Source organism: Mycobacterium liflandii (genome assembly GCF_022354805.1).
Classification (GTDB): Bacteria; Actinomycetota; Actinomycetes; order Mycobacteriales; family Mycobacteriaceae; genus Mycobacterium; species Mycobacterium marinum.
In genome coordinates this window covers 1,602,989-1,626,896 of sequence record NZ_CP023138.1, presented here as the reverse complement: position 1 = coordinate 1,626,896, position 23,908 = coordinate 1,602,989, and the positions used below count along the sequence as shown (strand labels likewise).

Below are 23,908 nucleotides of genomic sequence, written 5' to 3'. Positions count from 1 at the left end.
AGCCTGCTAATCAACAACGCCGGAGCCCTGGGTGATGGGGTGCCGCAACTCGGGCTCGATTACTTTCGCGAGAACGGCGCGGATCGCTGCGCTCAAGTCGGCGCAGTCTGAACGAGGGCACAAGTCTGCGATTGCGGCGGGGTGTCGGGTTTCATCAACGGGAACGTCGGTGCCTGACTGGGCCACCGGACCACCTGTCCCAGGTCGATCAGCGGTATTCCCGCGAGCGGTCCGGTTGTCGGCAGCAGGTCGACCGAGGACATCGAGTTGTTGTAGCGCAGGATCACCGCCATCACCCGCGCGAGGTCACGTTCGTTCGGTCTAGCGAGCGACCAGGGCGTCGAGTTCTGGCGTGTCAGTGCCGGTCAAGCGTCGGTGCATGGCCCAAGCGATCCGGGCACCCTGGATCTTCGCGCGTTCTGCGATGGGTCCGTGGAACATCTCATCGACGGTGTTGTTCCAGACGGTCAGCCAGCAGACAAAGTGACGGCCACTCAACGGCATTCGTTGATGAACCCGCCGGTGAGCGTGCAAGGCGCTGCCACGGTAAAGTCCGGTGCGAAACAACACCGTCTCCCAGAAGTCAGCCATCACCGGGATATGTGAATCCAGGCCTGTCGACCGCAACTCCGCGAAGGGCTCGGCGAGGACATCGTGGACCATCACCCGGCCGTAGAACCGGCGCAACAGTGCCTCAATGTCCGTGCGCGCTGCCAGATCTGCAATCGCTTGGCCGCCCGGGGCACGCAACTCAGCCACGCGTAGTCACCTTGGCAAGGCACAACTCGGATTCGACGAACGGCTCCAGCTCGGCCTGTATCCACGGCACCGAAACAGCTGGACTCCCTTTCCCCGCGGGCTCCGCGGCCAAGCCCTGCAACAGCCCCAGGTGCAAAGCGCACGCCACCTCTGGGTGATGACGGGCCAGATCCCGCACCGGGCAGCTATGCAGGCGAATGGTGTGCTGGTTACCAGCGGTCGGCTTATCGGCCATGATCGGCTCGGGACCGAATCCCATCCGGTCGAACACCCTCGCGATCATTGCCGATTGGTCTTCAACTGCCCCTCTCGGTCCAATGCCGCCAGGAACAAGGTGCCCCGCAGCATTTTCGCGCGGAACCTCGCCTGCGATCCGCTGAGCCCAGCGCCGGCCGGCGGCTTGAGCACGGCGTCGCCGCTTCTCGGCGGTATCACCGAGCTCCAGTGCCAATATCTCGGCCAGAATTCGATAGTCCAGCCGCTCCCGCACCGTACGGTAGCCGGTGCGGGGGCGGCCAACACCGGCCCGCGTGATCCGGCTGCGCTCGATGACTCCCTCGCCGCACAGCGCATCAAGGTGAAAGCGCACCGTCGTCGTGTGCAATCCCAGGTGCGCGGCCAACTCGCCCGCGTCGATCGGGTCGTCATACTCGCGCACCAATTCCAGAACGCGTTGGCGTTGTCGGTTGCGACCCTCACGGTGGGGTCGTTCGTTCTTGTCGTCGTTTCGCCTGCCCACCCCACATGCCTCTCGTCCGGTGTTGCCTTCCCATCTATTTAAAGGATATTATTCATTAATAATAGCACTCGCTGCGCCGAGGTGTCGCCATGTCGAACGACGTTGGGGCAGCACAGAAGCCGGAGGTTCGCCATGGTGGAAACCAAGGTTATTGACAACGCCGTGCGGCTGGCCTGCCGTGCTCCGTCGCTTCACAACACCCAACCGTGGCAGTGGGTGGCCGGCAGCGATCTCGTGGACCTGTTCCTTGATCCGGGCCGTGTCGTGTGCACGGATCGATCGATGCGGGAGGCCTACATCAGCTGTGGTGGGGCACTCGATCATCTTCGGGTGGCGCTGGTGGCCATGGGCTGGATCACCTATGTCGACCGATTCCCCGATCAACACAATCCTGCGCACCTCGCGCGGGTCGAACTCTCCCCCGCCGACGCGGTGACGGATCTTCAGCGTCGCCGCGCCGACGCCATCTTGAAACGTCGCACCGATCGGCTCCCGTTCCTGGCACCGATAGACTGGGAATCTTTTGAGCCCGTCCTACGCGCTAGGATCGGCACCGACGCGGTGTGTTTGGACGTGTTATCCAAGAATACGCGTCCGCGGCTGGCTGAAGCGGCCGAACTCACTGAATCGCTGCGTCTATACGACTCCGCCTATCATTCTGAACTCCATTGGTGGACAGCGCCATTCGAAATGTCGGAAGGTATCCCGTACAGCTCTTTGGTGTCGGCCGCCGAGTCGGAGCGGGTGGGCGTCAATCGCCACTTTCCCCTCACCCGCAACCCGGAAAGGCGTACCGGAGTTACGCGGGACTGCTCGACGATCCTGATGCTGTCCACCGATGGCGACGGTCCTTCCAAGGCGTTGGCAACTGGCGAGGCGCTGTCGACCGTGCTATTGGAATGCACGATGACCGGCCTGGCCACCTGCCCGGTGTCTCATTTGACGGAACTGTCGGTCAGCCGTGAACTGCTCGCAGCAATCACGGACCACACTGATCTGCCTCAAATCCTGATCCGGGTCGGTGTTGTACCGTCACTAGACGCGCCACCACCGCCCACGCCGCGCCGTGCTCTGTCCGACGTGCTGCGGACACGTTCCACATCGTGTATATCCCCAATCCGCAGGTCGGATGTGGATGCGGCGGTGAGCATCACGGCATCGACGCTCGCCTAGCCAGGCTGACGATCGACGTCATGTTCATCACGGTTGCCGGCCATATACTAAGTCTGGCAACGGTTTCCGCACCCGGATGGCTACGGTTGGGGTGGCTCAACGTCATCACGCACTGGCAGGTCGACTGTCACGGTGTCGGCTGATGCGGGAACTGACCACCCATCACAACGGTATCCGCCTCTGTTATGAACACACCGGTGGTGCCGGGGATCCGCTGTTGCTGATCACCGGTCTTGGGGCCGACAAGCACTTCTGGCCCGACGATTTCTGCACCGCTCTGGTAGTGAAGGGATTCCACGTCGCACGGTTCGACAACCGGGATTCGGGTTGGTCCAGTCATCTGGACGGTTTCAGCGCGCCGTCGCGACGGGCCGCGCGACGCGATCCGGCGACCGCCCCCTACAGCCTTGAGGACATGGCCAAGGACGTGGTCGCGGTTCTCGATGCGCTGGGCTGGGTCTCGGCTCACCTCGTGGGGCACTCGATGGGCGCCATGATCGCCCAGAGGGTTGCCATCGGCTACCCCGCCCGCGTCCGATCGCTGACCTGCATCAGCACGACGCCATCCCCGGACATCGGCCGCTTAAGCGTGAGGACGATGTTGCGCCTGTCGTGGGCCGCGCCCGGCGTGCTGGCCCGAAAGCCACCGCGCGGGCCTGCCGAGGCCGGCGAGTTGTTGGTGCGCCAGCACCGTGTCATCGGCTCGCCCGGCTATCGTCGCGACGAAAGTCGGCTACGCCAGCTCGGCGAATTATGTTATGCCCGAGGAGTATTCGATCCGGCCGCGCGGGCACGCCAAATTGCCGCGATGATGGCCGGCGCCGACCACCGAGCCGATCTGGTGCGGTTGCACATCCCGACGGTCGTCCTGCACGGTCAGCGAGATCGGCTGATCCGCCCCGACGGGGGACGCGCGATAGCTACTGCAATCCCTGACGCGGAGCTCGTTCTGCTGCCGGGAATGGGTCATGACCTACCAGAGCCGCTGTGGCCCTACATGATCGATCAGATCGCAACCGTTGCGGATCGGGCGCCAACCGCTGACCCGTCCTGACAGGCCGGTCTGCCTGCGCTAAGCGGCCACGTCGACTGAACGGGCGATGCCGTGCAGTACTTCTGGGTGTTGCAGAAACGGGGTGATGATGTCGACCGGACGTCCTCTGAGTCCGAATACCCCTGAGCACGCGGTCCGGGCCCGAATCCTCTGGTGGAAAACGAAGTCGGGCGGCCTCGAAGCCGACCGGCGGCGGGTTGCCGATGGTGAGCTTGAGGATGCGGGGCTCCTCGGCTTCCACCCTGGCGGTGTGTATATGTATCCGGCTACGCGGATCTCGTAGGGGACGTCCTCAAGCTTGGACGACTGCGCGAAGGCACGCTGCCGATGTTGGGCGGAGGCGTGCAGGGACTGCTGGTGAGTTGGTCACGCCGCCCATGGCGTCACCGCTGTCCACTGAAATTTGCTGACAGCGTCCAAATCGTTAGGTCAGCGCTTGCCCGGTGGACGCGCACCGCGCGCGATGCCGAGCCCCTTGACTGGCGGTGCCGAGGCCGCGCCGTCACCGCCGCTTTCCTTTGCCGGCGCCGGCTCCAGGTTCGACTCCGGTTCCGTATTCGTCTCCGGTTGCTGCTCGGCGGGCGCCAACAGCGCGGGGGTTTCAGTTGCCGGAGCCTGAGCCGGTGCCGCTTTCTTGGCACCCGGCCGCTTGGCGCCCGCGGCTATACCCAGGCCTTTTACCGGCGCAGCCGGACCCTTGGCCTCGGCCAGGGCTTCTGGGGCTGGTTCGGCCTTCGGTGCAGCCTCGGCCGCCGCTTTCTTCGGGCCGGGCCGCTTGGCGCCGGCAGCGATCCCGAGCCCTTTCGCGAGCGTGGCGGAAGCCGCGAGGGCCTCGGCTTTGGCTTCCTCCTGGGTGGGTGCCGCTTTCTTGGCACCCGGTCGCGTGGCACCTCCGGCGGTGCCGAGGCCTTGATCCGATGCCTGAGACTGCGGAACCTCGGTCTTGGCTCGAATCTTCTCTTCGGCCGCCGCCTCGGCCTTCGCCGCCCGCTTCTCGGCTTCCTTTGCCGCCGTACCTTTTTCGGGCAGCGTCGCCTTGTCGTACTCGAGGGAAGCGAGCAGGATCTGGGCGACGTCGAGCACCTTGACGCCGCTGCGGCCGGCCTCTTCCTGTCGGTCGTTGACGCCGTCGGTGACCATCACGCGGCAGAACGGACACGCGGTGGCGATGGTGGCGGCGCCGGTGGCCAGCGCTTCGTCGACGCGTTCGTGGTTGATGCGCTTGCCGATGTGCTCTTCCATCCACATGCGGGCACCGCCGGCCCCGCAGCAGAAGCTGCGCTCGGCGTGGCGCGGCATTTCGGTGAGATTCGCGCCGGCGAAGCCGATCAGCTCGCGCGGTGCCTCGTAGACCTTGTTGTGCCGGCCCAGGTAGCAGGGGTCGTGATACGTGATGTCTTGCGAGACGGGCGTTACCGGAACCAGCTTCTTGTCGCGCACCAGCCGGTTGAGTAGCTGGGTGTGGTGCAGCACGCTGTAGTTGGCGCCCAGCTGGCGGTATTCCTTGCCGATCGTGTTGAAGCAGTGCGGGCAGGTGACGACGATCTTGCGGTCGACGGTCTCCACGCCTTCGAAGACGCCGTCCAGGGTTTCGACGGCCTGGGCGGCCAGTTGTTGGAACAGGAACTCGTTTCCGGACCGGCGTGCCGAGTCACCGTTGCAGCTCTCGCCCGTGCCCAGCACGAGGTACTTGACGCCGGCAATGGCCAGCAGCTCGGCGACGGCCTTGGTGGTCTTCTTGGCCTTGTCGTCGTTGGCGCCGGCGCAGCCGACCCAGAACAGGTACTCGTAGCCGTCGAAGCTGTCGACGTCCTCGCCGTAGACCGGGACGTCGAAGTCGACCTCGTCGATCCAGGAGGTCCGGTCGGAGGCGTTCTGGCCCCACGGGTTGCCCTTGGTCTCCAGGTTCTTGAACAGCACCGACAGTTCCGAGGGGAACTCGGACTCCATCATCACCTGGTAGCGCCGCATGTCGATGATGTGGTCGATGTGCTCGATGTCCACCGGGCACTGCTCGACGCAGGCGCCACAGGAGACGCAGGACCACAGCACGTCGGGGTCGATGACGCCGCCCTGCTCCTCGGTTCCGACCAGCGGGCGGGTGGCCTGCTCCGGCCCGGACCCGACGACGCGGCCGAAGCCCGACTCGGGCACGTGGTGCTCCTCGGCGTGCTTCTCGCCGGACAGGTCCTCGCCGATGCCGCCTTCCGGCGTGTTCTCGAGGGGGTCTCCTTGTCACCCAGGATGTAGGGCGCCTTGGCCATCCAGTGGTCGCGCAGGTCCATGATGACGAGCTTGGGCGACAGCGGCTTGCCCGTGTTCCACGCCGGGCACTGCGACTGGCAGCGCCCACACTCGGTACAGGTGGCGAAGTCCAGCATGGCTTTCCAGCTGAAGTCCTCGATCTTGCCGCGGCCGAATTCGGCGTCGTCCGGCGGGTTTTCGAAGTCGATCGGCTTGCCGTCGTATTCCAGCGGCAGCAGCGGGCCGAGCCCGTTCGGCAGTCGCTTGAAGATGACGTTGATCGGCGCGGTGAAGATGTGCATGTGCTTGGAGTGCAGCACGATGATCAGGAACGCCAGCATGACCGCGATGTGCAGCAGCAGCGCCGTCGTTTCGATGATCTCGTTGGCGGGCTGGCCCAGCGGTCGCAGGATGACGCCGAACAGTTGCGACAGGAAAGCCCCGTTGCCGTAGGGCAGCGTGCCGTTGTTGACCGCGGCCCCGCGGACGAACACATAGGTCAAGATGACGTTGAAGATCATGAACAGCACCAGCCAGGCGCCGCCGGTGTGCGAGCCGTAGAACCGCGACGAGCGCCCGATCTCCCTCGGGCTGCGCGTCACACGGATGATGGCGAACGTGGTGATGCCGAGGAAGACGGCGGTCGCGAAGAAGTCCTGCAGGAAACCCAGCGCGTCCCAGCGGCCGATGAACGGGATGTGGAAGTTGTCCTGGAACAGCAGGCCGTACGCCTCGATGTAGACCGTCAGCAGGATGAAGAAGCCCCACATGGTGAAGAAGTGCGCCAGGCCGGGGATCGACCATTTGAGCAGGCGGCGCTGCCCGAACACCTCGGAGACCTCAGCCCAGACTCGCTGGCCGGGATCGTCGGTGTGCCCCGGCGCCGGCCGCCCGGACGTGATCAGTTTGAACAACCACAGAACACGCCGTGCGGCGAGAGCGGCCACGACCAGCGTCATGCCCAAGCCCACGACCAGTCTGATGAACATCTGCGTTGTCACAGAAAGTCTCCCCAATACATTGCTTGCCCACGCCCGCGGCCGCTACGCCGCGACGTGATCGTTACGCGCCTGCGCGGTTGACCTGGCAGCCGATATCCGGCACCGGGACCTGAAGTCGCGGCTTTCAAGTCGGCTATACACCGTTGCCGAAGCATGGTGCAAGCGTGAGGTAACTCATAGTGAGTTTCTACAACTGCCATTGTGTAATTACTCGGACACTATAACTGGTGATCTTTCAGCCCGAGGAGCACACCGGCACATGGCAATTCGAGTAGCACTACCACGTCCCGCAAAGCGGGCGACGTCCACACCGCTGGTCGGTCGAGGCTGGGCTCAGGGGGTGGCCTTAGTGATGATCTTTGGGTTTTTGGTGATGGGCATCCTCGTGTACCGCACCTACACCGCATCGATGCCGTTGCCGGTCGCGGTAGTTGGTGAATCCGGCGAGACGCTGTTCACCGGCGCCCAGATCACCCGCGGCCAAGAGGTCTATCAGGCACGCGGACTGATGCAATACGGATCAGTGCTCGGGCATGGCGCTTACCTCGGGCCGGATTACACCGCCGAGTATCTGCGTATGGCGGCCGAGGATGTCGCGGCGCAGTGGCGCCAGGAGGGGGTGCCTGATCCAAAAGAACGGGTGGTGGCCGAATTTCGTAGCAACCGCTACGACCCCAACACCACGGTATTGGTCTTCACACGCAAGCAGGCGGCCGCGTTTGACCATATCCAGCGGCATTATGCGGATTACTTCGGCGAGAAATCCACGAAGTACGGGCTGTTGCCACACCTGATCACCAGCAACGCCGACATCCATGACCTGACCGCATTCTTCGCATGGACGGCTTGGGCAGCGGCAGCTGAGCGGCCCGGTCACAGCTACAGCTACACCAACAACTGGCCGGCTGAGCCGCGAGTTGATAACGGTCCGACTGCCCCCATCGTGGTGTGGTCGGTGTTGTCACTGGTCCTGCTACTAGGCGGGACTGGGATCATGTTCGCTGTTTACGGACGGTGGAGCCAAAAGATCGGGTGGCACAGCGCCGAAGCGCCCACGCTGTCTTTTCGCCAGCCGGGCGAGGTAGGCCTGACCGGGTCGCAACGCGCCGCAATCTGGATTTTCGCGGTGGTGTCGGTGCTGTTTTTGGCGCAAACCCTGATGGGTGGCGCTGTTGAGCACTACCGCGCTGACCTGTCGGCGTTTTACGGGCTGGATCTGGCCCGGGTATTGCCCTACAACCTTGCTCGCACTTGGCATGTGCAGCTGTCGCTCTTTTGGACTGCGGCGGCGTTTTTGGCGGGTGGGATTTTTTTGGTGCCCTTCATCAGTCGCCGGGAACCACGGCGGCAGAGTTGGCTGGTTTACGGTCTGCTCGGCGCGCTCGTCGTGGTGGTGGGTGGCTCCCTGATTTGCGAGGCGCTTTCGATTTACGGCGTGATCCCCGAGGGGGGTTTGTTCTCCCAGCAGTGGGAATATCTCGACCTGCCGCAGTTGTGGCAGATCCTGTTGACGGTTGGTCTGTTTCTGTGGATTGCGATCATCTGGCGCGGTATTCGGGGACGCCTCAAGTACGAATCGAAGATGAACCTGCCGTGGTTGTTTTTCTTTACCGGACTGGCGATCCCAGCGTTTTACGCCGTGGGTCTGTTGGCTAACCACGACACTCACTACTCGGTCGCCGATTTCTGGCGCTTTTGGGTGGTCCATCTGTGGGTGGAAGATTTTTTGGAACTGTTTACCACCGTGATGGTGGCTTACATCTTCGTTCTGCTCGGGGTGGTGCGCGAACGCATCGCGCTCGGAGTGATATTCCTCGACATCATCTTGTACTCTGCCGGCGGCGTCATCGGCACGATGCATCACCTGTACTTCTCCGGCACCCCGGTGGAACATATGGCGCTGGGCGCGTTCTTCTCGGCCGCCGAAGTCATCCCACTGACCTTCCTGACCGTCGAGGCATGGGCATTCCTTCAGCTGGGCTCTCGCCAGCAAAGCCACGACACCCCGTTTCCGCACCGCTGGGCCGTCATGTTTCTCGTGGCCGTCGGATTCTGGAACTTCCTGGGGGCAGGCATCTTTGGGTTTTTGATCAACTTGCCAATTGTGTCCTACTACCAAATCGGCACCGCGCTCACGGCCAATCATGCCCACGGAGCGATGATGGGTGTCTACGGCATGCTTGCCATTGGTCTGGCGATGTTTGCCTTCCGCTACGCCATCCCCGCCGAGAAGTGGCCAGAAAAGTGGGCGCGGCTGTCCTTTTGGTGCGCGAACGTCGGGCTGGCATGGATGGTATTCGCCACGCTGCTCCCCCTCGGGGTTTTGCAGTTGTACCACTCAGTCAGCACCGGCTATTTCGAGGCGCGTTCGCTGGGCTACATCACCCGCCCCGGGAACTCACTGATCGAATGGCTGCGATTACCCGGTGATGTGGTCTTTATCCTCGGCGGTGTGCTGCCATTCGTCTGGATCGGGTGGACAGCGATACGCAACGTCCGCCGCGCACCGGGCAGTGACGAACTGCCCGAGCACCCGCTCTACACCGAACTCGGCCCCACAACCACGGAATCGCGGCAGGGATAACCGTGACACCCCCTACCGCCGCGGCATGGCTGGTTGCCGGGTACGCACTGGCCCTGGTTGCCACCGCCTGGAGTGTCGACATGATGGCGCAGCGCGTGTCGGAACGCGCGGCGCGGTGGCGCAGCGGCCAATTCCGCTACCACGCCGATCATGATGCGTGGGAGTGTCCCCAGGACCATTGGCTGTGGCCGACTTCTTTCGACCCGAAACATCGGGTCATGCGCTATCGCGCGAAACCCAGCGTCTGCAATAGCTGCCCAGTCAAATCAACCTGCACGACCTCCGATCAGGGGCGCGAGATCAGCTGGCAGATCGACCCCTGGCCACACTCCGAAGCCGGCCGTTTTCACCGTGGTATCGCCTGCTGCGTCGCCGCCCTGGGGGTGGTGATGCCCGTGGTGATGCTGATCAGTGCGCATTCCTGTGCCGACTTGCTGGTGTTGGTCGGCGCCGTGGCTATCGTGCTCGTGGTGGGGCTGCCGCTGGCCCGTCATCTGTGGAACACCCCTTCCAACGCCCCTGAACACATACCCCACCGAACCAGTACGCAAGATCAGATGGCCGTCGCGATCGACCGCTATTTGACGCGCTGGGGTGCAAGCCGAGCGCAGAAGGACACATCACCGTGAACGCGCTGCTACTTATCGTTGGGGTGACGATAGCGGTACTGCTGGTTGTGTTGGCACTGTTTTCGGTGGCTGTGCTGCGCGAGTACGAGCGTGGCGTGGTGTTCCGGATGGGCCATACGCGTCCGCTGTACCAGCCTGGCCTGCGATGTTTGATTCCGCTGGTGGATAAAATGATCCGGGTGGACCAGCGGGTGGTGACGTTGACCATCCCACCGCAAGAGGTGATCACCCGTGACAACGTCCCCGCTCGCGTCAACGCCGTGGTGATGTTCAAGGTTGTCGATCCGCTCAAAGCGATTCTCGCGGTGGAGAATTACGCGGTAGCCACCTCACAGATCGCACAAACCACCCTGCGCTCGCTGCTGGGCCGCGCCGATCTGGACACCTTGCTCGCCCATCGCGAAGACCTCAACAGCGACCTGCAGGCCATCATTGAATCCCAAACGAAGCCCTGGGGTATCGAGGTCCGAATCGTGGAAATCAAGGACGTCGAGATCCCCGAATCGATGCAGCGCGCGATGGCACGGGAAGCCGAAGCCGAACGCGAACGCCGCGCCAAAGTCATCAACGCCCACGGCGAACTACAAGCATCCGACGAACTACGCCAAGCCGCCGAGACGCTGTCCAAGAACCCAGCCTCTCTTCAACTACGCTATCTGCAAACATTATTGGAGTTGGGCGCCGATCAAAACTCGACCGTGGTGTTCCCACTGCCCGTCGATATACTCACACCATTCCTTCAGCACTCGCGAATCACCGCGCCGACGATCCCCAATAAAGCTAGTCCTGAATCACCGGTGTGACCGGTACCTCGGCGCACGGGTCGCGGCCCGGGCGACGTTCGCCCAGACATGCCTCTCATCTCCCTCAACGGCGCCAATCTCTTTGTGCTCAAGGGAGAATGCATAACGCCTGTTCGAGCAACAGCGTCATCGGGTCCTGCAGAAAGTCGGCGCCGATGGCCCGTCGCGGACGCGGTGATCGATGAACAAAATCAGCTTCATTCTGGTTGCGGCGGTGCTTGATCGGCCTCGGGCGCCGGCCTCTTGCCTTCGGACGCCGACGACGAGGATCACGCCCTTCGGGTGGGTTGATGCCAGCCGTGAAGCGGTCGATGCCGCAGGTCCCCGAGGGGGCACTGATCGTGTCTGTGCCACCGGTCGTTGTGTCGAATACGAGGTTTCCCGCCGATGCCCGCTCGAATGAAGGCATACGCTCTGAACACTAATCTTGTTGTAGCTCTTGTGGTCCGCATCCCGCACGACGGCCTCAAAGAGTCCGCAGTCGACTCTGACGGCACAACCAAAGCCTACCTGGCATGGGGGGTTTCAGGTGATCACCACCCCATACGAAATCGACGTAGCGGCGCGTACGCAGGAGCCACGGCACGCGCCGGACGGTCAGGTCGGCAACGCTGGCTCCGCCATGGCGTGGGAGAAGTGCACGTTGAGATCGCCGCGTACTCTCTGCAGCGCGCCGGGGTCAGCAACAACAGTGAAGTAAAATTGTTGTGCGACAGCACTTTCGGTAGGCTACTGCGCCGCGATTCAGCTTGTCGACGGCAGCGGCATCCAGCCATCACCATCGCCGACAATTGCCGTTGCGACGACGGTCGCCCAAGGGCTGTCTAACGCTGGCGGTAAGGTCGATGTCGACGTCGACATCTTTACACACGATGCGTTCACCACCGCGTCACCCTGCCGGCGATAGGCGGGCCGATGGGGACCACGCTGCCCGGCCATTCCCGCAACTCGACTTGCGGTGCTGCCCGCGTGACACATGTGACACACTTATTCGGCCGCCGTCACCGCCAGCGGGCCATAGCGGCTGACGATCTCACCAGGCCCGTGCCGGAACCCCCGGGAATAGGTCCGTCGATCAGTAAGGTGCCAGATATCGTTTGGTGGCGCTGATCTCCACTGTGGTCACCTAGTCGCTAGCCACGGCGACGCTGTCCCGCAGGTCGGGCTCGCTTTAAAGTTCCACAGGCCTGCCTAGTCGACGATAGGTACCTCCGCTGATTGCTCGGCGAGGCCAAGGTGTCGCAAGCTGTTTGGTGTGGCCGCCAAACAGCATCGGTGTCTGTGGATCCACTTTCGCCAGGCGTGGCCGATGGGCGCCGATTAGGCGTTGTGCGTCAACGGTCGACTATCTTGGCCAAGTTTCGGCCGCTTCGCTCACGCTTTAGACCATCACTGAGGTCACCGGAGGAAGGCGGCTTTCGATTGCGTGCTCGCTCCCAATGATCGCTCTGGTCAATGCATGCGACGCGGTCTAGAGTTTACACAAGTCATACCTGTACAAACCTAACGCGGCCCAGGAAGGGGTACGAGGAGCATGAGCATTGCGGAACGGGTTACACAGACCACGTGGGTAGGCCCGCTACCCTCTGGCCAAGGCAACCTGTCGCGGGGTAGCAGTGGGGCTCTAGATGGCCTACCGCTGACCTGGGCTTCCCGGGCCCAGCAGCCCGGGGGCAAGACCAGCCCCGAAGAGCTGGCGGCGGCGGCGCATTCGTCGTGTTTCGCGATGGCGTTGGCGTTGAAATTGGACGAGAACGGCACGCCTGCACAGCGACTCGAGGTCACAGCCACGGTGACGCTGGATACGGTCGACCTAGTTCCGACCATCACCACATCGCGGTTGGAAGTCAAGGCGCGGGTCGCGGACCTGGCCGATGAGGCGTTCGCGGCAGTGGTGGGCCAGGCTGCTGCCTTATGTCCGATTTCGCGGTTGTTCGCTGGTGCCAGGATCAGCGTGGACGCCGAACTCAACAAGAGCTGATCTGCCGCGTTCCACGGGTTGGCGCAAAGGAGCACATGATGTCCAGGGTGACCTTGTCTGATGATCTGAATCGAGAGCACCATGAAATCGACAGTGCAATAGAGACTTTCATCGACGAACTCGATCGCGGCGGCGTACAACACGAGCTACTGGCCAACACATTGGAAGCGCTGCGCCGGCACATCTACCTCGAGGAGGTGATTCTGTTCCCGCCGCTACGAGACGCCGGGATTGTGATGCCGATCTTCGTAATGATGCGAGAGCATGGCCAGCTGTGGCGCACCATGGATACAGTGGCGGGCCTGCTCGCTGACGGAAACGACAGCTCGCGCCTGCGGGACATCTGCACTGAGCTATTGGATCAACTCCTTGACCACAACTCGAAAGAGGAGCCGGTCATCTATCCGAACGCCGACACCGCACTGCCACTGCAAGCGAGCACGGAACTGAGCCGGTTCATCGGCACCGGACGCACCCCCGACGGATGGGTATGCCAACACGCAGTTGAGTGACGCGCGAGGGGTGCGTCTCCATGCCGTCCCACACCCCAGGCCGGACTAAAGGAGAATTCTCATGCGCGCCGTGGTAGACCGTGATCGCTGTGAGGGCAACGCCTTCTGCGTCAACATCGCCCCGAGGGTGTTCCAACTCGACCACGACGAGTACGCCGTAGTCATGACCGACCCCGTCCCCGTCGAGCAGGAGACGCTTGTCGAACAGGCCATCGAAGCATGCCCTCGCGCGGCCTTATCCCGCGAAGACTAGGAGCCTTCAGCTGATGCTGAATTGTCAAGTCGCCCGTCTCGCAACCGATGTCGGGCCGGGCCGCTTGATGACAGTGGCGACCTCTTGCTCCTGTCCCACCACCGATCTGGGCACACCGCTGAGCGATCAAAGATGTAGCGCAGGCCCGCATTGATAAAAGGCATCGACTATGCGGCCATCGTGGTGGCCGATCCGGCGGTTCCCGCCGCGGCCTCTTATCGCTTGGTCAGGCGCAGCCGCCACACCTCAGGTCCGCGCTGCTCGTAGCTGACCTCGAGTCGGCCCTCAACGCGTTGATTGAGTTGGTGCAGCAAAGGAATCGGGTCATGATGGGCCACCAGTACCAGTGTGCCGCCGTCCGGAACGGCGTCGAACGCGCCGAACACGGTGGCGTGCCGGATCGAGTGCGGCACCTCGCGCACGTCGAGCACGGGATCGTCGGTATCGGATTCACCGCACCCGCACGCGTGCGGCTCGGCGCCATTGGTGGCGTGGGCATGGCCTAGAAGTTCGTGCATGCCGGAGGTCACCTCGACGAGGGAGACCTCGGAGTCAGCAGCTACGACCGGCAGTATCCGCTGGTTCTCATCGTCGAGGTGTGCGTCGAACAGCACCCGCAGAGCTCGACCGGATCCGGCCGCGCGCACCGGCGGTTCCGTGCGGATGCTGTCGACGAGGGAGCCGATGATGCGGTGCGCCGCGATCATCGATTCGACCAGGGGCCGGGCGTGCGCGGTGCGGGTGGCGGCCGGGTATAGGCGCTGCTCTTCGGCCGCTGCATGCGGTAGCAGCTCGCCGGTCAGGAAGACCAGGGCGGCGGCGCGCAGCGGCTCGAAGTCCGCACCGCGCTCGATAGCCGACAGCATTCCATCGCTCAGCATCGCAAGTTGCCCGGCGAGCTGCGCGTGGTGGGTCATGATGGCTTCGACCGCCTCGGCGTCCGCAGGTGTGGACGCGACGATCAGATCGTTGGCTGGCATATGGTTCCCTCTCCGGTGAATCCGAAAGCTCCGCTGGGCAAATGCGGCTCGTTGCTGTTCGTGTATCACCCGATAATTTACTACACTAAATTCCGTGAAAAAAGACTTGGCCGTCCTGGGTCCCGAACCGGCGCCGCTGGTCGATGTCCCAGTGGCGCTGTCCGGGCAGCGGCTGCGGGTGCTCGAGTACGTGCGGGCGCACTCCCCCCTCCGGATCGCCGACGCGGCCGCCGCGCTCGACCTGCACCCCAACACCGTTCGCGAACACCTCGACGCGATTGCCCGGCTCGGGCTCGTCGAGCGCTCTACCGCAACCGCAGTCCGGCGCGGACGTCCGGCCACGATGTATCGCGTGTCGGCCGCCGACCCCACCGTCGTGGTGCGCGATTATGCGGGTCTGGCGACCGCACTAGCCGGTCATCTGGCTCGCACCAGCGCTCACCCCGAGCGCGATGCGCGCGACGCCGGCATCGAGTGGGGCCGCGAACTCATCGATGAGGGCAGCCGACCCGGCCGCGATGTGCGACAGTCTGTGCTCGAGGAACTAGCACGGCTCGGCTTCGCACCGGGCGAGGAAGACGACATCCCCGGTACCCGCAGAAGTATCGCGGGCGTCGCGCTGCGTCGCTGTCCGCTGCTGGATGCGGCCCGCCGCTACCCCACCGTCGTCTGCCAGGTCCATCTGGGCATCATCGACGGAATGCTGGAGCGGCTCGGTGCCCCCAGCGCACGGGGACTCGATCTCATTCCGTTCGCCGAACCCGGTGCCTGTCGGCTGTTGCTGCCCGATCCTGTTGTGCTGCAGCATGACTAACTGAAAAGCCCCCGCCCCGAGCGCTGCGGTTGGCGTCCGGCGGCTGCGCGCTGTTGGTTGGACTTGACCGGCGTTGCTGTTGTGCGGTCTCCTCGCGTCGATCAACAACACCCGCCTGACCGCGGTGCCCGCCACCCTGAGCGCGATGGCACCAAAACGGGTTCGCGGCAGCCCATCGCCGGCGTGCCTCGACAATACATTCGTCGCGGCGCAGCGCGAATGGCATGTTCGGGCAGCTGATGATCGAACCGGGGACCGACCGCGCGTCGACCGCGACTGCCTGATCGTGCACGCGCAGATGCATCTGGACGCTTCCGACGTTGCGGGACAGTTCGAACATCGTGTCGCGCGAGGGCGATTAGCGACCCGTGGGCCCGGGCGCAGATGGCACCCAGATGTCCGGTTTGTCCGCAGCTCAAAGCGGATTCGTCGAACTGACGATCGCGTAGGTTGGTCGGTACGGCACCTGTCGAACGTGGTGATCTGCGCCGAGCGTGCAGCCACGGCATCATCGAGGCGGTGTCACGATTACGCATGGCGAGGTAGGTTAGCGACCGCGGCTGGATGCTTCGCCGAGCCATTGTGCGAGAACCGCAGCCTGACTGCGATCAACGTCGCGGGTAGCCGTTAGCAGTACCACGTCCCCCTGATGGGCGATTTCTCTTAGATGTTCGACAGCGGTTCGCCGGTCCGGCGATTTCAACTCCTCCAGATACCGGCATCGGAACTCGGCGAATTTTTCCGAGTCATGTGAATACCACTGACGCAGCTCGGTCGACGGCGCGATGTCGCGCAACCACTCGGTGAGATCGAGCGCTTCTTTTCCGATGCCACGTGGCCAGACACGGTCAACCAATACGCGGGCACCGTCAGACGTTGAAACCTCGTCATAAACCCTGCGATAGGAGACTCGCCCGCTCATGAATCACCCCACTCGATCTCGTCGGCGATTGTATCTCCGCCGTCCCGCGGGAGCTGACGATTCGACTGGAGCAGGTGGCGAGACCAGTGCATCCAGCGGCCAGCGGAATAGCGGAAGACCTCGGCCAGCACGTCAAGGGCGTCGACGATCTTGGAGAGCATCGTGGATACTCGGCGCCGTAGTCAGCTCCAAGATCGTGACTGCCACCTCAACGGTGTTGATGTCCTCGATTCCGTCGGTGTCCTGGGCGTTGTAAATGTCCTAGAGCACCGCCAACGCGTCGCGTCGGGAAGATGTGGGAATTCTCGGTGACAACAAAGGCGGGTTTCTCACGCTGCAGTCGCAGCCTTATTGTTGGCCACTCTGATCGGCCTGCGCCCGTCGATTCGTTCGTTTGGTCAACAGCCAGGTTTGGGGCCGTCCGGCAGGCGCATCGTTTCGCACACGCCGCTGTTACCCCACACCGAATACGTCCCTTGGTTGCCGGATAGTGGGTGCCGCCTCGGTGGCAACACAATCCGGCCTGCTGTCACAGCGGCATTAGCCCATGCCTTCCGACGGTGTATTTGTCGCCGATCTTCGTGTGCAGTTCCTGCAGACCATAAGCGCATGCGGCTCTGACATCGGGGGCGAGCAGAGACAGCAGTTTGGCGAGTTCACGACGCCGACGACGAATGACCTTCTTTACCAGGGCTTTACCGGGATCAGTGAGATTTAGGGTAACGACGCAGCGATTGGTGGGGTCGGTGCCGCGAATCAGATATCCCGATGCGGTTAGGCGATCGGCTAGCCGGGTAACTGAGGACGCGACTAGGCCCATCGCGCGCGCAGCTTCATTGGATGAGCACGGCCCCTGTTCGTAGAGAACCAACAGTAGCCGGAATTGAGGCAGCGATATGTCGTCACCCACATGATCGATACTACGCAGCGCCAGACCTGCCAGATCGCGAGTGGCAACTTCGAAGGCCCGCAACTCGTTTCGACTCGCCATACCCTGGTTGGTGCTAGCCACGTTGGTGTGTGCCGCCCGCATGTGTTGCATATGACAAGTTGTACACCACAACCCTGGCGCTCGTCTGGAACCGTGGCCGCACCGCCATGCCAAAGAACAATCCACCGGCGCTGCGCTCCCGACGCCGGATCACCCCGGCTCGATCGGACTGGGATGCCCGTATCAATCAAAAAGACCAGCGCACCGATTCACTCGCACTGACACATCCGAAAGGACGATCCACAGCCTGGGATCGTCGTGCCACAACTCACATAAGATTGCTTTAGACAAGTATTGCACTACGCAAGACATTAGTGCAGAGTGAAGCGTGGTTGATTCCCAAACCTAGGTTGGCGAGGCGGCGATGGCGAGGTGGCACGACAGGTTGCGGGTGCCCGTGCTTCTCGGATGCAGGTTCCGCGCGCAATGCTCCTGGGCCGGGTGAACACCCGCATGCCACCGGACACGGCGACAACCAGAAGCCGACCTTCGATCAGCTGCGACCATGACAAGCTCCGCGGTCTGCGCCTAACCGAAGTCGGCACGCTATGCCAGGTCAAGCCATCTGAACCACGCTGATTCCGGGTTGCTTACCCCGCCTGCGCGGCTGACCACCCAGAGCACAGCACCGGCTGCACGGTGAGCGCGACACACGCAGAGCATATCTGGGCCGGCAATCCGTTGGGCAGCAACTCTATTGGCGCGTAGCAGCCCCTCTCCGCCATACCAATAACGGGAGAACCCGATGCTGCTGGATTTCTGGAATACCCTCAGCCACAAACTTTTCAAGCCCCTGCTGCTGTTTTTCTACCTTGGACTCTTCATCTCGCTCCTGAAGGTCCGATTCGAGTTCCCCCCGTCATCTACCAGGGCCTGACCATGTACCTGCTGCTAGCCATCGGCTGGCACGGAGGTGAAGAGCTCGCAGCGATTGAGCCTTCGAGCATCGCCAATATCGTTAGCTTCATGATCCTGGGGTTCGTCTTGAATTTCATCATCGGCATCTTTGCTTACGCCCTTTTAATCCCTCTGACCGCCATGCCGCGAATCGACAAGGCAACGGTCGCCGGCTATTACGGGTCAGACTCGGCAGGAACTTTCGCCACCTGCGTGGCAGTCCTGACCACTGTCGGCATCGCTTTCAACGCGTATATGCCGGTCATGCTGGCCGTCATGGAGATTCCGGGCTGCCTGGTCGCGTTATACCTCGTAGCACGGCTGCGCCACCACGGGATGGATGCTGCGGGCCTCATGCCCGGCGAAACCGGCTATACCTCACCAGGTATCGTGAAAACCGGGCCTGGAACGACCGCCCGTCCCGTCCGGGGCCAGAGTCTGCAGTCCCGGGACGGACCCAGCAACGTGCACTCTTTCCAGAGGCTGCCGGAACGCTTCGAGCATCCCGAGCGCGACACCTCACCTACCGATAACCTTGAGCAGCGCACTTCCAAACTCGTCGTGCTGAAGGAGGTTTGGCTCAATCCGGGGCTCTGCTTGCTTGTCGGCGCCATCGTCGTCGGCCTGATTAGTGGCCTGCAGGGCCAGAAGGTTACTCACGACGACGACACCTTCTTCGTGTCGGCGTTCCAAGGCGCGCTGTGCCTGTTCCTGCTCGAGATGGGGATGACGGCAGCACGCAAGCTCAAGGACCTGAAATCGGCGGGCCCTGGTTTCATCTTCTTCGGCCTGTTCGCACCGAACCTCTTTGCGACCCTGGGAATCGTCATCGCCCACCTGTACGCTCACGTCACCCACATAAAATTCGAGCCCGACACCTACGTCCTGTTCGCGGTACTGTGCGGCGCCGCCTCCTACATCGCCGTCCCCGCAGTCCAGCGCATGGCCATCCCCGAGGCCAGCCCGACGTTGCCCCTGCCGGCCTCATTGGGTTTGACGTTTTCCTACAACGTCACCATCGGGATCCCCCTGTACATCGAGATCGCTCGCGTGCTCGGTTGACCCTGGCACGGCTCGGGATGCTCTCGCGGACGTGCACCCCACACAGGTGATGACCGTGATGGTTACCGCCCGGGCCGGGCGCCGGCAGGCTGATTGCGCCACAGACCCTCACGAGGCATCCGCGCTGTCTCCGCTGCGAGGGAGATGCCGCCAGTCGCGCATGCGTTCCGTCACCGGATCGGTTTGGTGTCAACCAAGTTCCAGGCTGCCTACAACACGTCGACCGACCGATCTTGACCGTTTTCTATCCGGACAAAAAGACACGAGCCGAGCGCACCACTACGCTCAGACTTTATGAGCGTCACTGGTCCCGAGGAGTTCGGTGAACCCTGTCGAGAATGCGGTTATCGATGGACGCAACCGGCGGCGCAACTCGCGCAGTGTCATATCCAAGTGCATGATCGGCTCGTTGCGGTCGTGGGTCCGTCCGAGTTCGGCTAGACCGCATCCTGTCTGCAATGGTCGGTCGGCGAGTACATCTGCCACATTGCTGATCACGAGCGCATCTGGGCCGAACGATTCGCCGGCGCCGGCTCCGACCCATCGGTCACCCCGGTAGCACCCTTTGATCAAGACCGTCTCGCCGCCGCTCGCAACTATTCGCGGATCCCCTACGCGAGCGCCATGTGGTCACTGCATCGTTCCTACCAAGAGTGCAACGCGACCTCGGACGACGCGCTACGTAACTCTGCGATCTTCGGACACCCGGAACGCGGCGAACTGACCGCTGTGGACGCGATTCGCAACGTGGTGCACGAATGTCATCACCACCTTTGGGATATCCACCGCATCATCGATGCCACACGCACGAAAACGTCTCTGCCAAAACAGAGTTGATCAACGGTGTCCGTCCGATTCCTCGATCGAGTGGCGCCTTGGCCATCCTCGGGTGAGGTCGAACAACTGGTCGGCGCATGTTACTGCCTAAGCGGACAGGGTGGGTCCGCAGCGAATCGGCCAACACCATTGCCGGCCGGTCTTTTCGGGTCAGGTGCGCGGATCAACAGGCGCGGACACTTGAGTGTGGCGGCCTTCGTGGGAATGTGGCGAGGGATGTGATCCCGCGCAGAGACCGCGTCTTGCATGCCCGAATTATGTTTGTGCTCCGAAGAACCCATTCAATCCGGGTCGTAGCCGAGGAATAGACCGAACTCGTCCCATCACGACCGAAAAAGACGGGGCACTCGACAGCGAGCACGCCGAGCCGTGTGGTTGTTGAGGCGGCCTCGCCAGCCGTTGCGGTCGCGACAAATATGTTAGCCAACAGGTCAGCACTCGTCGTGAGGTTCCGACCAGTAGCGCTGGATAAAGGCGTGGTCCGGTGCTAGCACCGTTTCCTGCTACTCTGAATGCCTTTGCGGTCAGGAGACAGGGTGACTGAGGGCCAAAAGACTTCCCCCAACCGCTAACGCGATGACTTTGGCCACTTCCAGTCCGACATAAGCGTAGTGGCTGCGAGAGCGGGATGCGTTGACCCCGGCGAGCACTTTGTCGGATCGACGGTTCAAGAACGGTCGCACCGCGCTCAACTGAGCGACGAGCGTCGCGTCAGCGATCACGAATGCCGCGACGGTGCCTACCGACGTCGGGCTGGCCAGCACCACCGCTGCGATAACGACGGCAAACACGATCTCCACTGTGTTGAGCGCACGAAAAACTAGGCGGCCAATCCCCAGACCGATCGGCAACGTCACATTGGGTGCGCGGAACTTCAAGGGTGCTTCCAGAAACGAGATAGCGAGCACCATTCCCAGCCACACGAACGTGACCGCAACGGCGATCGCCGCTTTCGCGGTCACCTGGGTGTTCTGTCGATGGTGAGGTGAGCCAGGCATAGATCCGGTTCGGCGAATGCGTCGAGCCGGTCGACGGTGACCGGCGCAGCCTGGCTTTCCAGGACGCCCTGCATGAGCCCGAGGTGGATGGGACACACGATGGTGGCTCGGGCCTCGGCGAGCTCCAGAAATGGGCAATGCCGCAGGCCAATCTGCTGTGCCCCATCGGATTTGCGGCGTTCTGGTGCAAAGCCCAATTCGTCGAGTGCATTGACGAGGTGGTCGATCGCTTCCGTGGTGCTCGCGCGTTTCCTTTGTGGCGCAGGGATTCTCATCTGCTGACCCCAGGCGCGGCCCGCAGCTAGCGCCTTGCCACGGGGGTCGCGGCCGGCGGCCAGACTCATGGCCAGGATCTCGGCGAGCAGCCGGTAATGGCGCGGTCCGCTGCGGTCCATCTGGCGAACCGCGGCAAACATCAGCGGCGGGCGTCCCGGTCGCTTGCGGTCGGACTCGACGCGCTCGACGCGGCCGTCACCGACCAACGTGTCTAGATGGAACCGCACGGTGTTGGGATGCACACCCAGCACCTCGGCGACCGCGGTAATGCTCATTGGGCGGCGCGCCGCCTTTAACACCTGCAGCACATCGCGACGGCGACCGGGTAACTCCTCACGTGTCAGCACCATCACGCTCACCCGTGCTGGCGATCTCGCTGGGGCAGGCTGGCCACCAGGGGTGCGTCAACACCCAACGCACCTACTTTGGCGGCTCCCCCCGGTGACCCCAGCGGCTGGTCGCGACCTGGCAGCGTTTCGCAGAAAAACGCCGCATTGTCCGCCTGATACGGCCGCAACTCGTGGGGCAGATCGTCCTCGTAGTAGATCGCCTCGACTGGGCAAACGGGTCACACGCTCCGCAATCCACACATTCGTCGGGATGGATGTAGAGCGCGCGACCACCCTCATAGATGCATTCCACCGGGCACTCCTCTACACATGCCCGATCCATCACATCCACACACGGCTCACCGATCACATACGTCATACCCCTAGTTTACACAAGATTGGTTGTACAAAACAGAGCGCGGGCGTGTGGCGCGTGAACTTGCGAAGCGGCGAGCGACCACGGCGCGGCGGCTGTCACTCCCCACTCCACCAGTCCCCACTGCCACGGTGTTCATCACACTACTTTCCTCGCAATCCACCCAGCAATGACGGTCTTCCCAACGGCGACCACATGAGGTAGCTTGTTTACACAAGTAGTATTGTAGAAATAGAGGGAGGCGCGAAACCCGTTGGCCGACAGGGAACTCGACGTGCGACAGCTACGCAAAACCGACAAGCACCCGCTGATCTTCGCCTCCTACGCCGACCTGCCGGTGGGCGATTCTTTTGTGTTGGTCAACAATCACGACCCCCAACACCTCCATGCCGAATTCGAGGCCGATTACGCCGGCAGCTATGGATGGGAGTACATCGAAGCCGGCCCCACGGTCTGGAGGATCCGGATCCAAAAACGCACCACCATCGCGCTGCCGCGGACGCTGATCAACACCGCCGATATCGCCGGCGCCGGTGCACAACCCGATACCGCCGGGGTGGCGTGGAAGTTAGAAGTGCGCGAGCGGGATCTGGACTCCAATGTCATCGCGCTGGCACCCCACGGGAGGATCGACACCCACACCGGAGCCGATGTCGACGTCTTGATCCACGTCGTGTCTGGCAGCGGTCGGCTCACCACCGAAGTGGGCACTGTCGAGCTGGCCCCCGGTGCGCTGCTGTGGCTACAGCGCCGCTCACGCCGGGAGTTCACCGCCGGCCCTGACGGACTGCGTTACCTGACCGTGCACCAAAAACGGGAAATCCTGCCCCTGAGTCCCACCGTGGGGCAGACCTGATGAGCGGCGAGACGCGCGACCGTCAGGCGAAGCTTCCGGGGTCGGGCCGCGGCGATAACAACCTGCAGGGCCATTGGCTGCTCGCGCGTCTCGGCAAACGAGTGTTACGCCCCGGCGGGATCGGGCTTACCCGCGCGATGCTGGCCGGCGCCGATGTCGCCGACGCGGACGTTCTGGAACTGGCTCCAGGCTTGGGCCGCACCGCAACCGAGATCCTCGACCGAAATCCTCGGTCCTATTTCGGTGTAGAACAAGACCCCGACGCCGCTGAATCGGTTCGCAACATTATTTCCGGGCGAGGGATGGTTCGGATCGCCGACGCGGCTCAGACCGGCCTGCCCGACGCCAGCCGCGACGTGGTGGTCGGTGAGGCGATGCTGACCATGCAGAATGATCCGGCCAAGCACACCATCATTGCCGAAGCATCGCGGGTGTTGCGACCGGGCGGACGCTACGCCATCCACGAACTCGCCTTGACCCCCGACACGATCGGCGATGAGGTCAAAACCGATGTCCGGCAATCACTTGCCCGAGCGATCAAAGTCAACGCCCGCCCCCTAACCGTTGCCGAGTGGACACGACTGCTCGCCCAGCATGATCTGGTCGTCGATCACGTCGCCACCGCGCCGATGGCCTTGCTGCAACCGCGACGGCTGATCACCGACGAAGGCCTCCTACGAGCACTGCGGTTTGTCATCAACGTGGTGATCCACCGCAACGCCCGCCGGCGTGTGGCTCAGATGCGTCGGGTTTTCCGCCGACACCGCCACCGGCTAATCGCTGTCGCGATCGTGGCCCACAAACCCACAGCCGACCCTGGCTGACGGCCAACCCGCAA

Annotated in this window: 22 protein-coding genes and 4 pseudogenes; 13 read left to right on the top strand and 13 right to left on the bottom strand. The window is 62.9% G+C overall.

Annotated features, from left to right (window positions below; all coding sequences use genetic code 11):
- Positions 1–92: 92 nt before the first annotated feature.
- From CKW46_RS07400 to CKW46_RS07390, 3 genes are read right to left on the bottom strand one after another with little or no spacing between them, the layout of a single operon-like run.
- Positions 93–293, bottom strand: coding sequence for a hypothetical protein (locus CKW46_RS07400; RefSeq protein ID WP_482053021.1), 201 nt, complete (start codon positions 291–293; stop codon positions 93–95).
- Between the two features lie 28 nt (positions 294–321).
- The gene (locus tag CKW46_RS07395; protein WP_482053020.1) at positions 322–759 is read right to left on the bottom strand and encodes a group III truncated hemoglobin; all 438 of its coding nucleotides are present in this window, start codon (positions 757–759) and stop codon (positions 322–324) included.
- Positions 752–1,498, bottom strand: a complete 747-nt coding sequence (locus CKW46_RS07390) for a helix-turn-helix transcriptional regulator (RefSeq protein ID WP_482053019.1) — start codon at positions 1,496–1,498, stop codon at positions 752–754. Before CKW46_RS07390 ends, CKW46_RS07395 begins: the two co-directional genes overlap by 8 nt.
- 132 nt (positions 1,499–1,630) lie before the next feature.
- Between CKW46_RS07390 and CKW46_RS07385 the strand changes: the two genes are divergently transcribed.
- On the top strand, positions 1,631–2,671 hold the full coding sequence (locus CKW46_RS07385; RefSeq protein WP_482053018.1) for an Acg family FMN-binding oxidoreductase: 1,041 nt from the start codon (positions 1,631–1,633) through the stop codon (positions 2,669–2,671).
- A 217-nt stretch (positions 2,672–2,888) separates the two neighbouring features.
- The gene (locus tag CKW46_RS07380) at positions 2,889–3,725 is read left to right on the top strand and encodes an alpha/beta fold hydrolase (protein WP_482053017.1); all 837 of its coding nucleotides are present in this window, start codon (positions 2,889–2,891) and stop codon (positions 3,723–3,725) included.
- A gap of 98 nt (positions 3,726–3,823) precedes the next feature.
- Here CKW46_RS07380 and CKW46_RS07375 read toward each other — a convergent pair.
- Together CKW46_RS07375 and CKW46_RS07370 are read right to left on the bottom strand one after the other, a co-directional pair.
- Positions 3,824–4,073, bottom strand: a pseudogene (locus CKW46_RS07375) (aminotransferase); the annotation flags it as partial.
- Positions 4,074–4,358: 285 nt separating this feature from the next.
- Positions 4,359–6,970, bottom strand: a pseudogene (locus CKW46_RS07370) ((Fe-S)-binding protein); the annotation flags it as partial.
- A 259-nt stretch (positions 6,971–7,229) separates the two neighbouring features.
- Between CKW46_RS07370 and CKW46_RS07365 the strand changes: the two are divergent.
- Genes CKW46_RS07365 through CKW46_RS07355 form a run of 3 tightly spaced genes read left to right on the top strand, consistent with a single transcriptional unit; the run spans position 7,230 to position 10,986 of the window.
- On the top strand, positions 7,230–9,554 hold the full coding sequence (locus tag CKW46_RS07365) for a nitric-oxide reductase large subunit (RefSeq protein ID WP_482053016.1): 2,325 nt from the start codon (positions 7,230–7,232) through the stop codon (positions 9,552–9,554).
- Positions 9,555–9,556: 2 nt separating this feature from the next.
- A complete protein-coding gene (locus CKW46_RS07360; protein WP_117438039.1) occupies positions 9,557–10,183 on the top strand; it encodes a hypothetical protein in 627 nt (208 codons plus the stop codon).
- Positions 10,180–10,986 carry a slipin family protein gene (locus tag CKW46_RS07355; RefSeq protein WP_015354604.1) on the top strand — a complete coding sequence of 269 codons (807 nt, stop codon included), beginning with the start codon at positions 10,180–10,182 and terminating at the stop codon, positions 10,984–10,986. Before CKW46_RS07360 ends, CKW46_RS07355 begins: the two co-directional genes overlap by 4 nt.
- 126 nt (positions 10,987–11,112) lie before the next feature.
- Here the strand turns inward: CKW46_RS07355 and CKW46_RS07350 are convergent, their stop codons facing one another.
- Positions 11,113–11,445, bottom strand: coding sequence for a hypothetical protein (locus CKW46_RS07350; RefSeq protein WP_083866405.1), 333 nt, complete (start codon positions 11,443–11,445; stop codon positions 11,113–11,115).
- Positions 11,446–12,520: 1,075 nt separating this feature from the next.
- Between CKW46_RS07350 and CKW46_RS07345 the strand changes: the two genes are divergently transcribed.
- From CKW46_RS07345 to CKW46_RS07335, 3 genes are all read left to right on the top strand, one after another.
- Positions 12,521–12,967, top strand: a complete 447-nt coding sequence (locus CKW46_RS07345; RefSeq protein ID WP_015354603.1) for an OsmC family peroxiredoxin — start codon at positions 12,521–12,523, stop codon at positions 12,965–12,967.
- Between the two features lie 38 nt (positions 12,968–13,005).
- The gene (locus tag CKW46_RS07340) at positions 13,006–13,479 is read left to right on the top strand and encodes a hemerythrin domain-containing protein (protein WP_117438046.1); all 474 of its coding nucleotides are present in this window, start codon (positions 13,006–13,008) and stop codon (positions 13,477–13,479) included.
- A 61-nt stretch (positions 13,480–13,540) separates the two neighbouring features.
- Positions 13,541–13,732, top strand: a complete 192-nt coding sequence (locus CKW46_RS07335; RefSeq protein WP_015354601.1) for a ferredoxin — start codon at positions 13,541–13,543, stop codon at positions 13,730–13,732.
- Positions 13,733–13,947: 215 nt separating this feature from the next.
- Here CKW46_RS07335 and CKW46_RS07330 read toward each other — a convergent pair whose 3' ends face one another.
- Entirely contained in the window at positions 13,948–14,712 is a 765-nt protein-coding gene (locus tag CKW46_RS07330; protein WP_015354600.1) for a DUF2249 domain-containing protein, read from the bottom strand.
- Between the two features lie 94 nt (positions 14,713–14,806).
- On the opposite strand from CKW46_RS07330, the gene CKW46_RS07325 reads away from it, so the two are divergent.
- Positions 14,807–15,526 carry a helix-turn-helix transcriptional regulator gene (locus CKW46_RS07325; RefSeq protein WP_015354599.1) on the top strand — a complete coding sequence of 240 codons (720 nt, stop codon included), beginning with the start codon at positions 14,807–14,809 and terminating at the stop codon, positions 15,524–15,526.
- A 547-nt stretch (positions 15,527–16,073) separates the two neighbouring features.
- Here the strand turns inward: CKW46_RS07325 and CKW46_RS07320 are convergent.
- The 3 genes from CKW46_RS07320 to CKW46_RS07310 all read right to left on the bottom strand — a co-directional run bounded on the left by CKW46_RS07320 (position 16,074) and on the right by CKW46_RS07310 (position 17,481).
- Positions 16,074–16,448 (bottom strand): DUF488 domain-containing protein, encoded by a 375-nt coding sequence (locus CKW46_RS07320; protein ID WP_015354598.1) that lies wholly within the window; start codon positions 16,446–16,448, stop codon positions 16,074–16,076.
- Positions 16,445–16,609, bottom strand: coding sequence for a hypothetical protein (locus CKW46_RS07315; protein WP_015354597.1), 165 nt, complete (start codon positions 16,607–16,609; stop codon positions 16,445–16,447). Before CKW46_RS07315 ends, CKW46_RS07320 begins: the two co-directional genes overlap by 4 nt.
- 368 nt (positions 16,610–16,977) lie before the next feature.
- Positions 16,978–17,481 carry a MarR family winged helix-turn-helix transcriptional regulator gene (locus CKW46_RS07310; protein ID WP_499019246.1) on the bottom strand — a complete coding sequence of 168 codons (504 nt, stop codon included), beginning with the start codon at positions 17,479–17,481 and terminating at the stop codon, positions 16,978–16,980.
- 703 nt (positions 17,482–18,184) lie between these two features.
- On the opposite strand from CKW46_RS07310, the pseudogene CKW46_RS07305 reads away from it, so the two are divergent.
- A pseudogene (locus CKW46_RS07305) lies at positions 18,185–19,398 on the top strand (sodium-dependent bicarbonate transport family permease).
- A gap of 453 nt (positions 19,399–19,851) precedes the next feature.
- Positions 19,852–20,235, top strand: coding sequence for a DinB family protein (locus CKW46_RS07300; protein WP_117438042.1), 384 nt, complete (start codon positions 19,852–19,854; stop codon positions 20,233–20,235).
- 524 nt (positions 20,236–20,759) lie between these two features.
- Here the strand turns inward: CKW46_RS07300 and CKW46_RS07295 are convergent.
- The 3 genes and pseudogenes from CKW46_RS07295 to fdxA form a co-directional block, all read right to left on the bottom strand.
- Complete coding sequence (locus CKW46_RS07295) at positions 20,760–21,197, bottom strand: hypothetical protein (protein WP_015354593.1); 438 nt, start codon at positions 21,195–21,197, stop codon at positions 20,760–20,762.
- Positions 21,194–21,859 (bottom strand): helix-turn-helix transcriptional regulator, encoded by a 666-nt coding sequence (locus CKW46_RS07290; protein WP_117438048.1) that lies wholly within the window; start codon positions 21,857–21,859, stop codon positions 21,194–21,196. The genes CKW46_RS07295 and CKW46_RS07290 overlap by 4 nt, the downstream gene beginning before the upstream one ends.
- Positions 21,860–21,864: 5 nt before the next feature.
- Positions 21,865–22,217: pseudogene (fdxA, locus tag CKW46_RS07285) on the bottom strand (ferredoxin).
- Between the two features lie 250 nt (positions 22,218–22,467).
- On the opposite strand from fdxA, the gene CKW46_RS07280 reads away from it, so the two are divergent.
- Positions 22,468–23,070, top strand: coding sequence for a DUF2249 domain-containing protein (locus CKW46_RS07280; RefSeq protein WP_482053014.1), 603 nt, complete (start codon positions 22,468–22,470; stop codon positions 23,068–23,070).
- Positions 23,070–23,894 (top strand): class I SAM-dependent methyltransferase, encoded by an 825-nt coding sequence (locus tag CKW46_RS07275; protein WP_015354590.1) that lies wholly within the window; start codon positions 23,070–23,072, stop codon positions 23,892–23,894. Before CKW46_RS07280 ends, CKW46_RS07275 begins: the two co-directional genes overlap by 1 nt.
- Positions 23,895–23,908 lie beyond the last annotated feature (14 nt).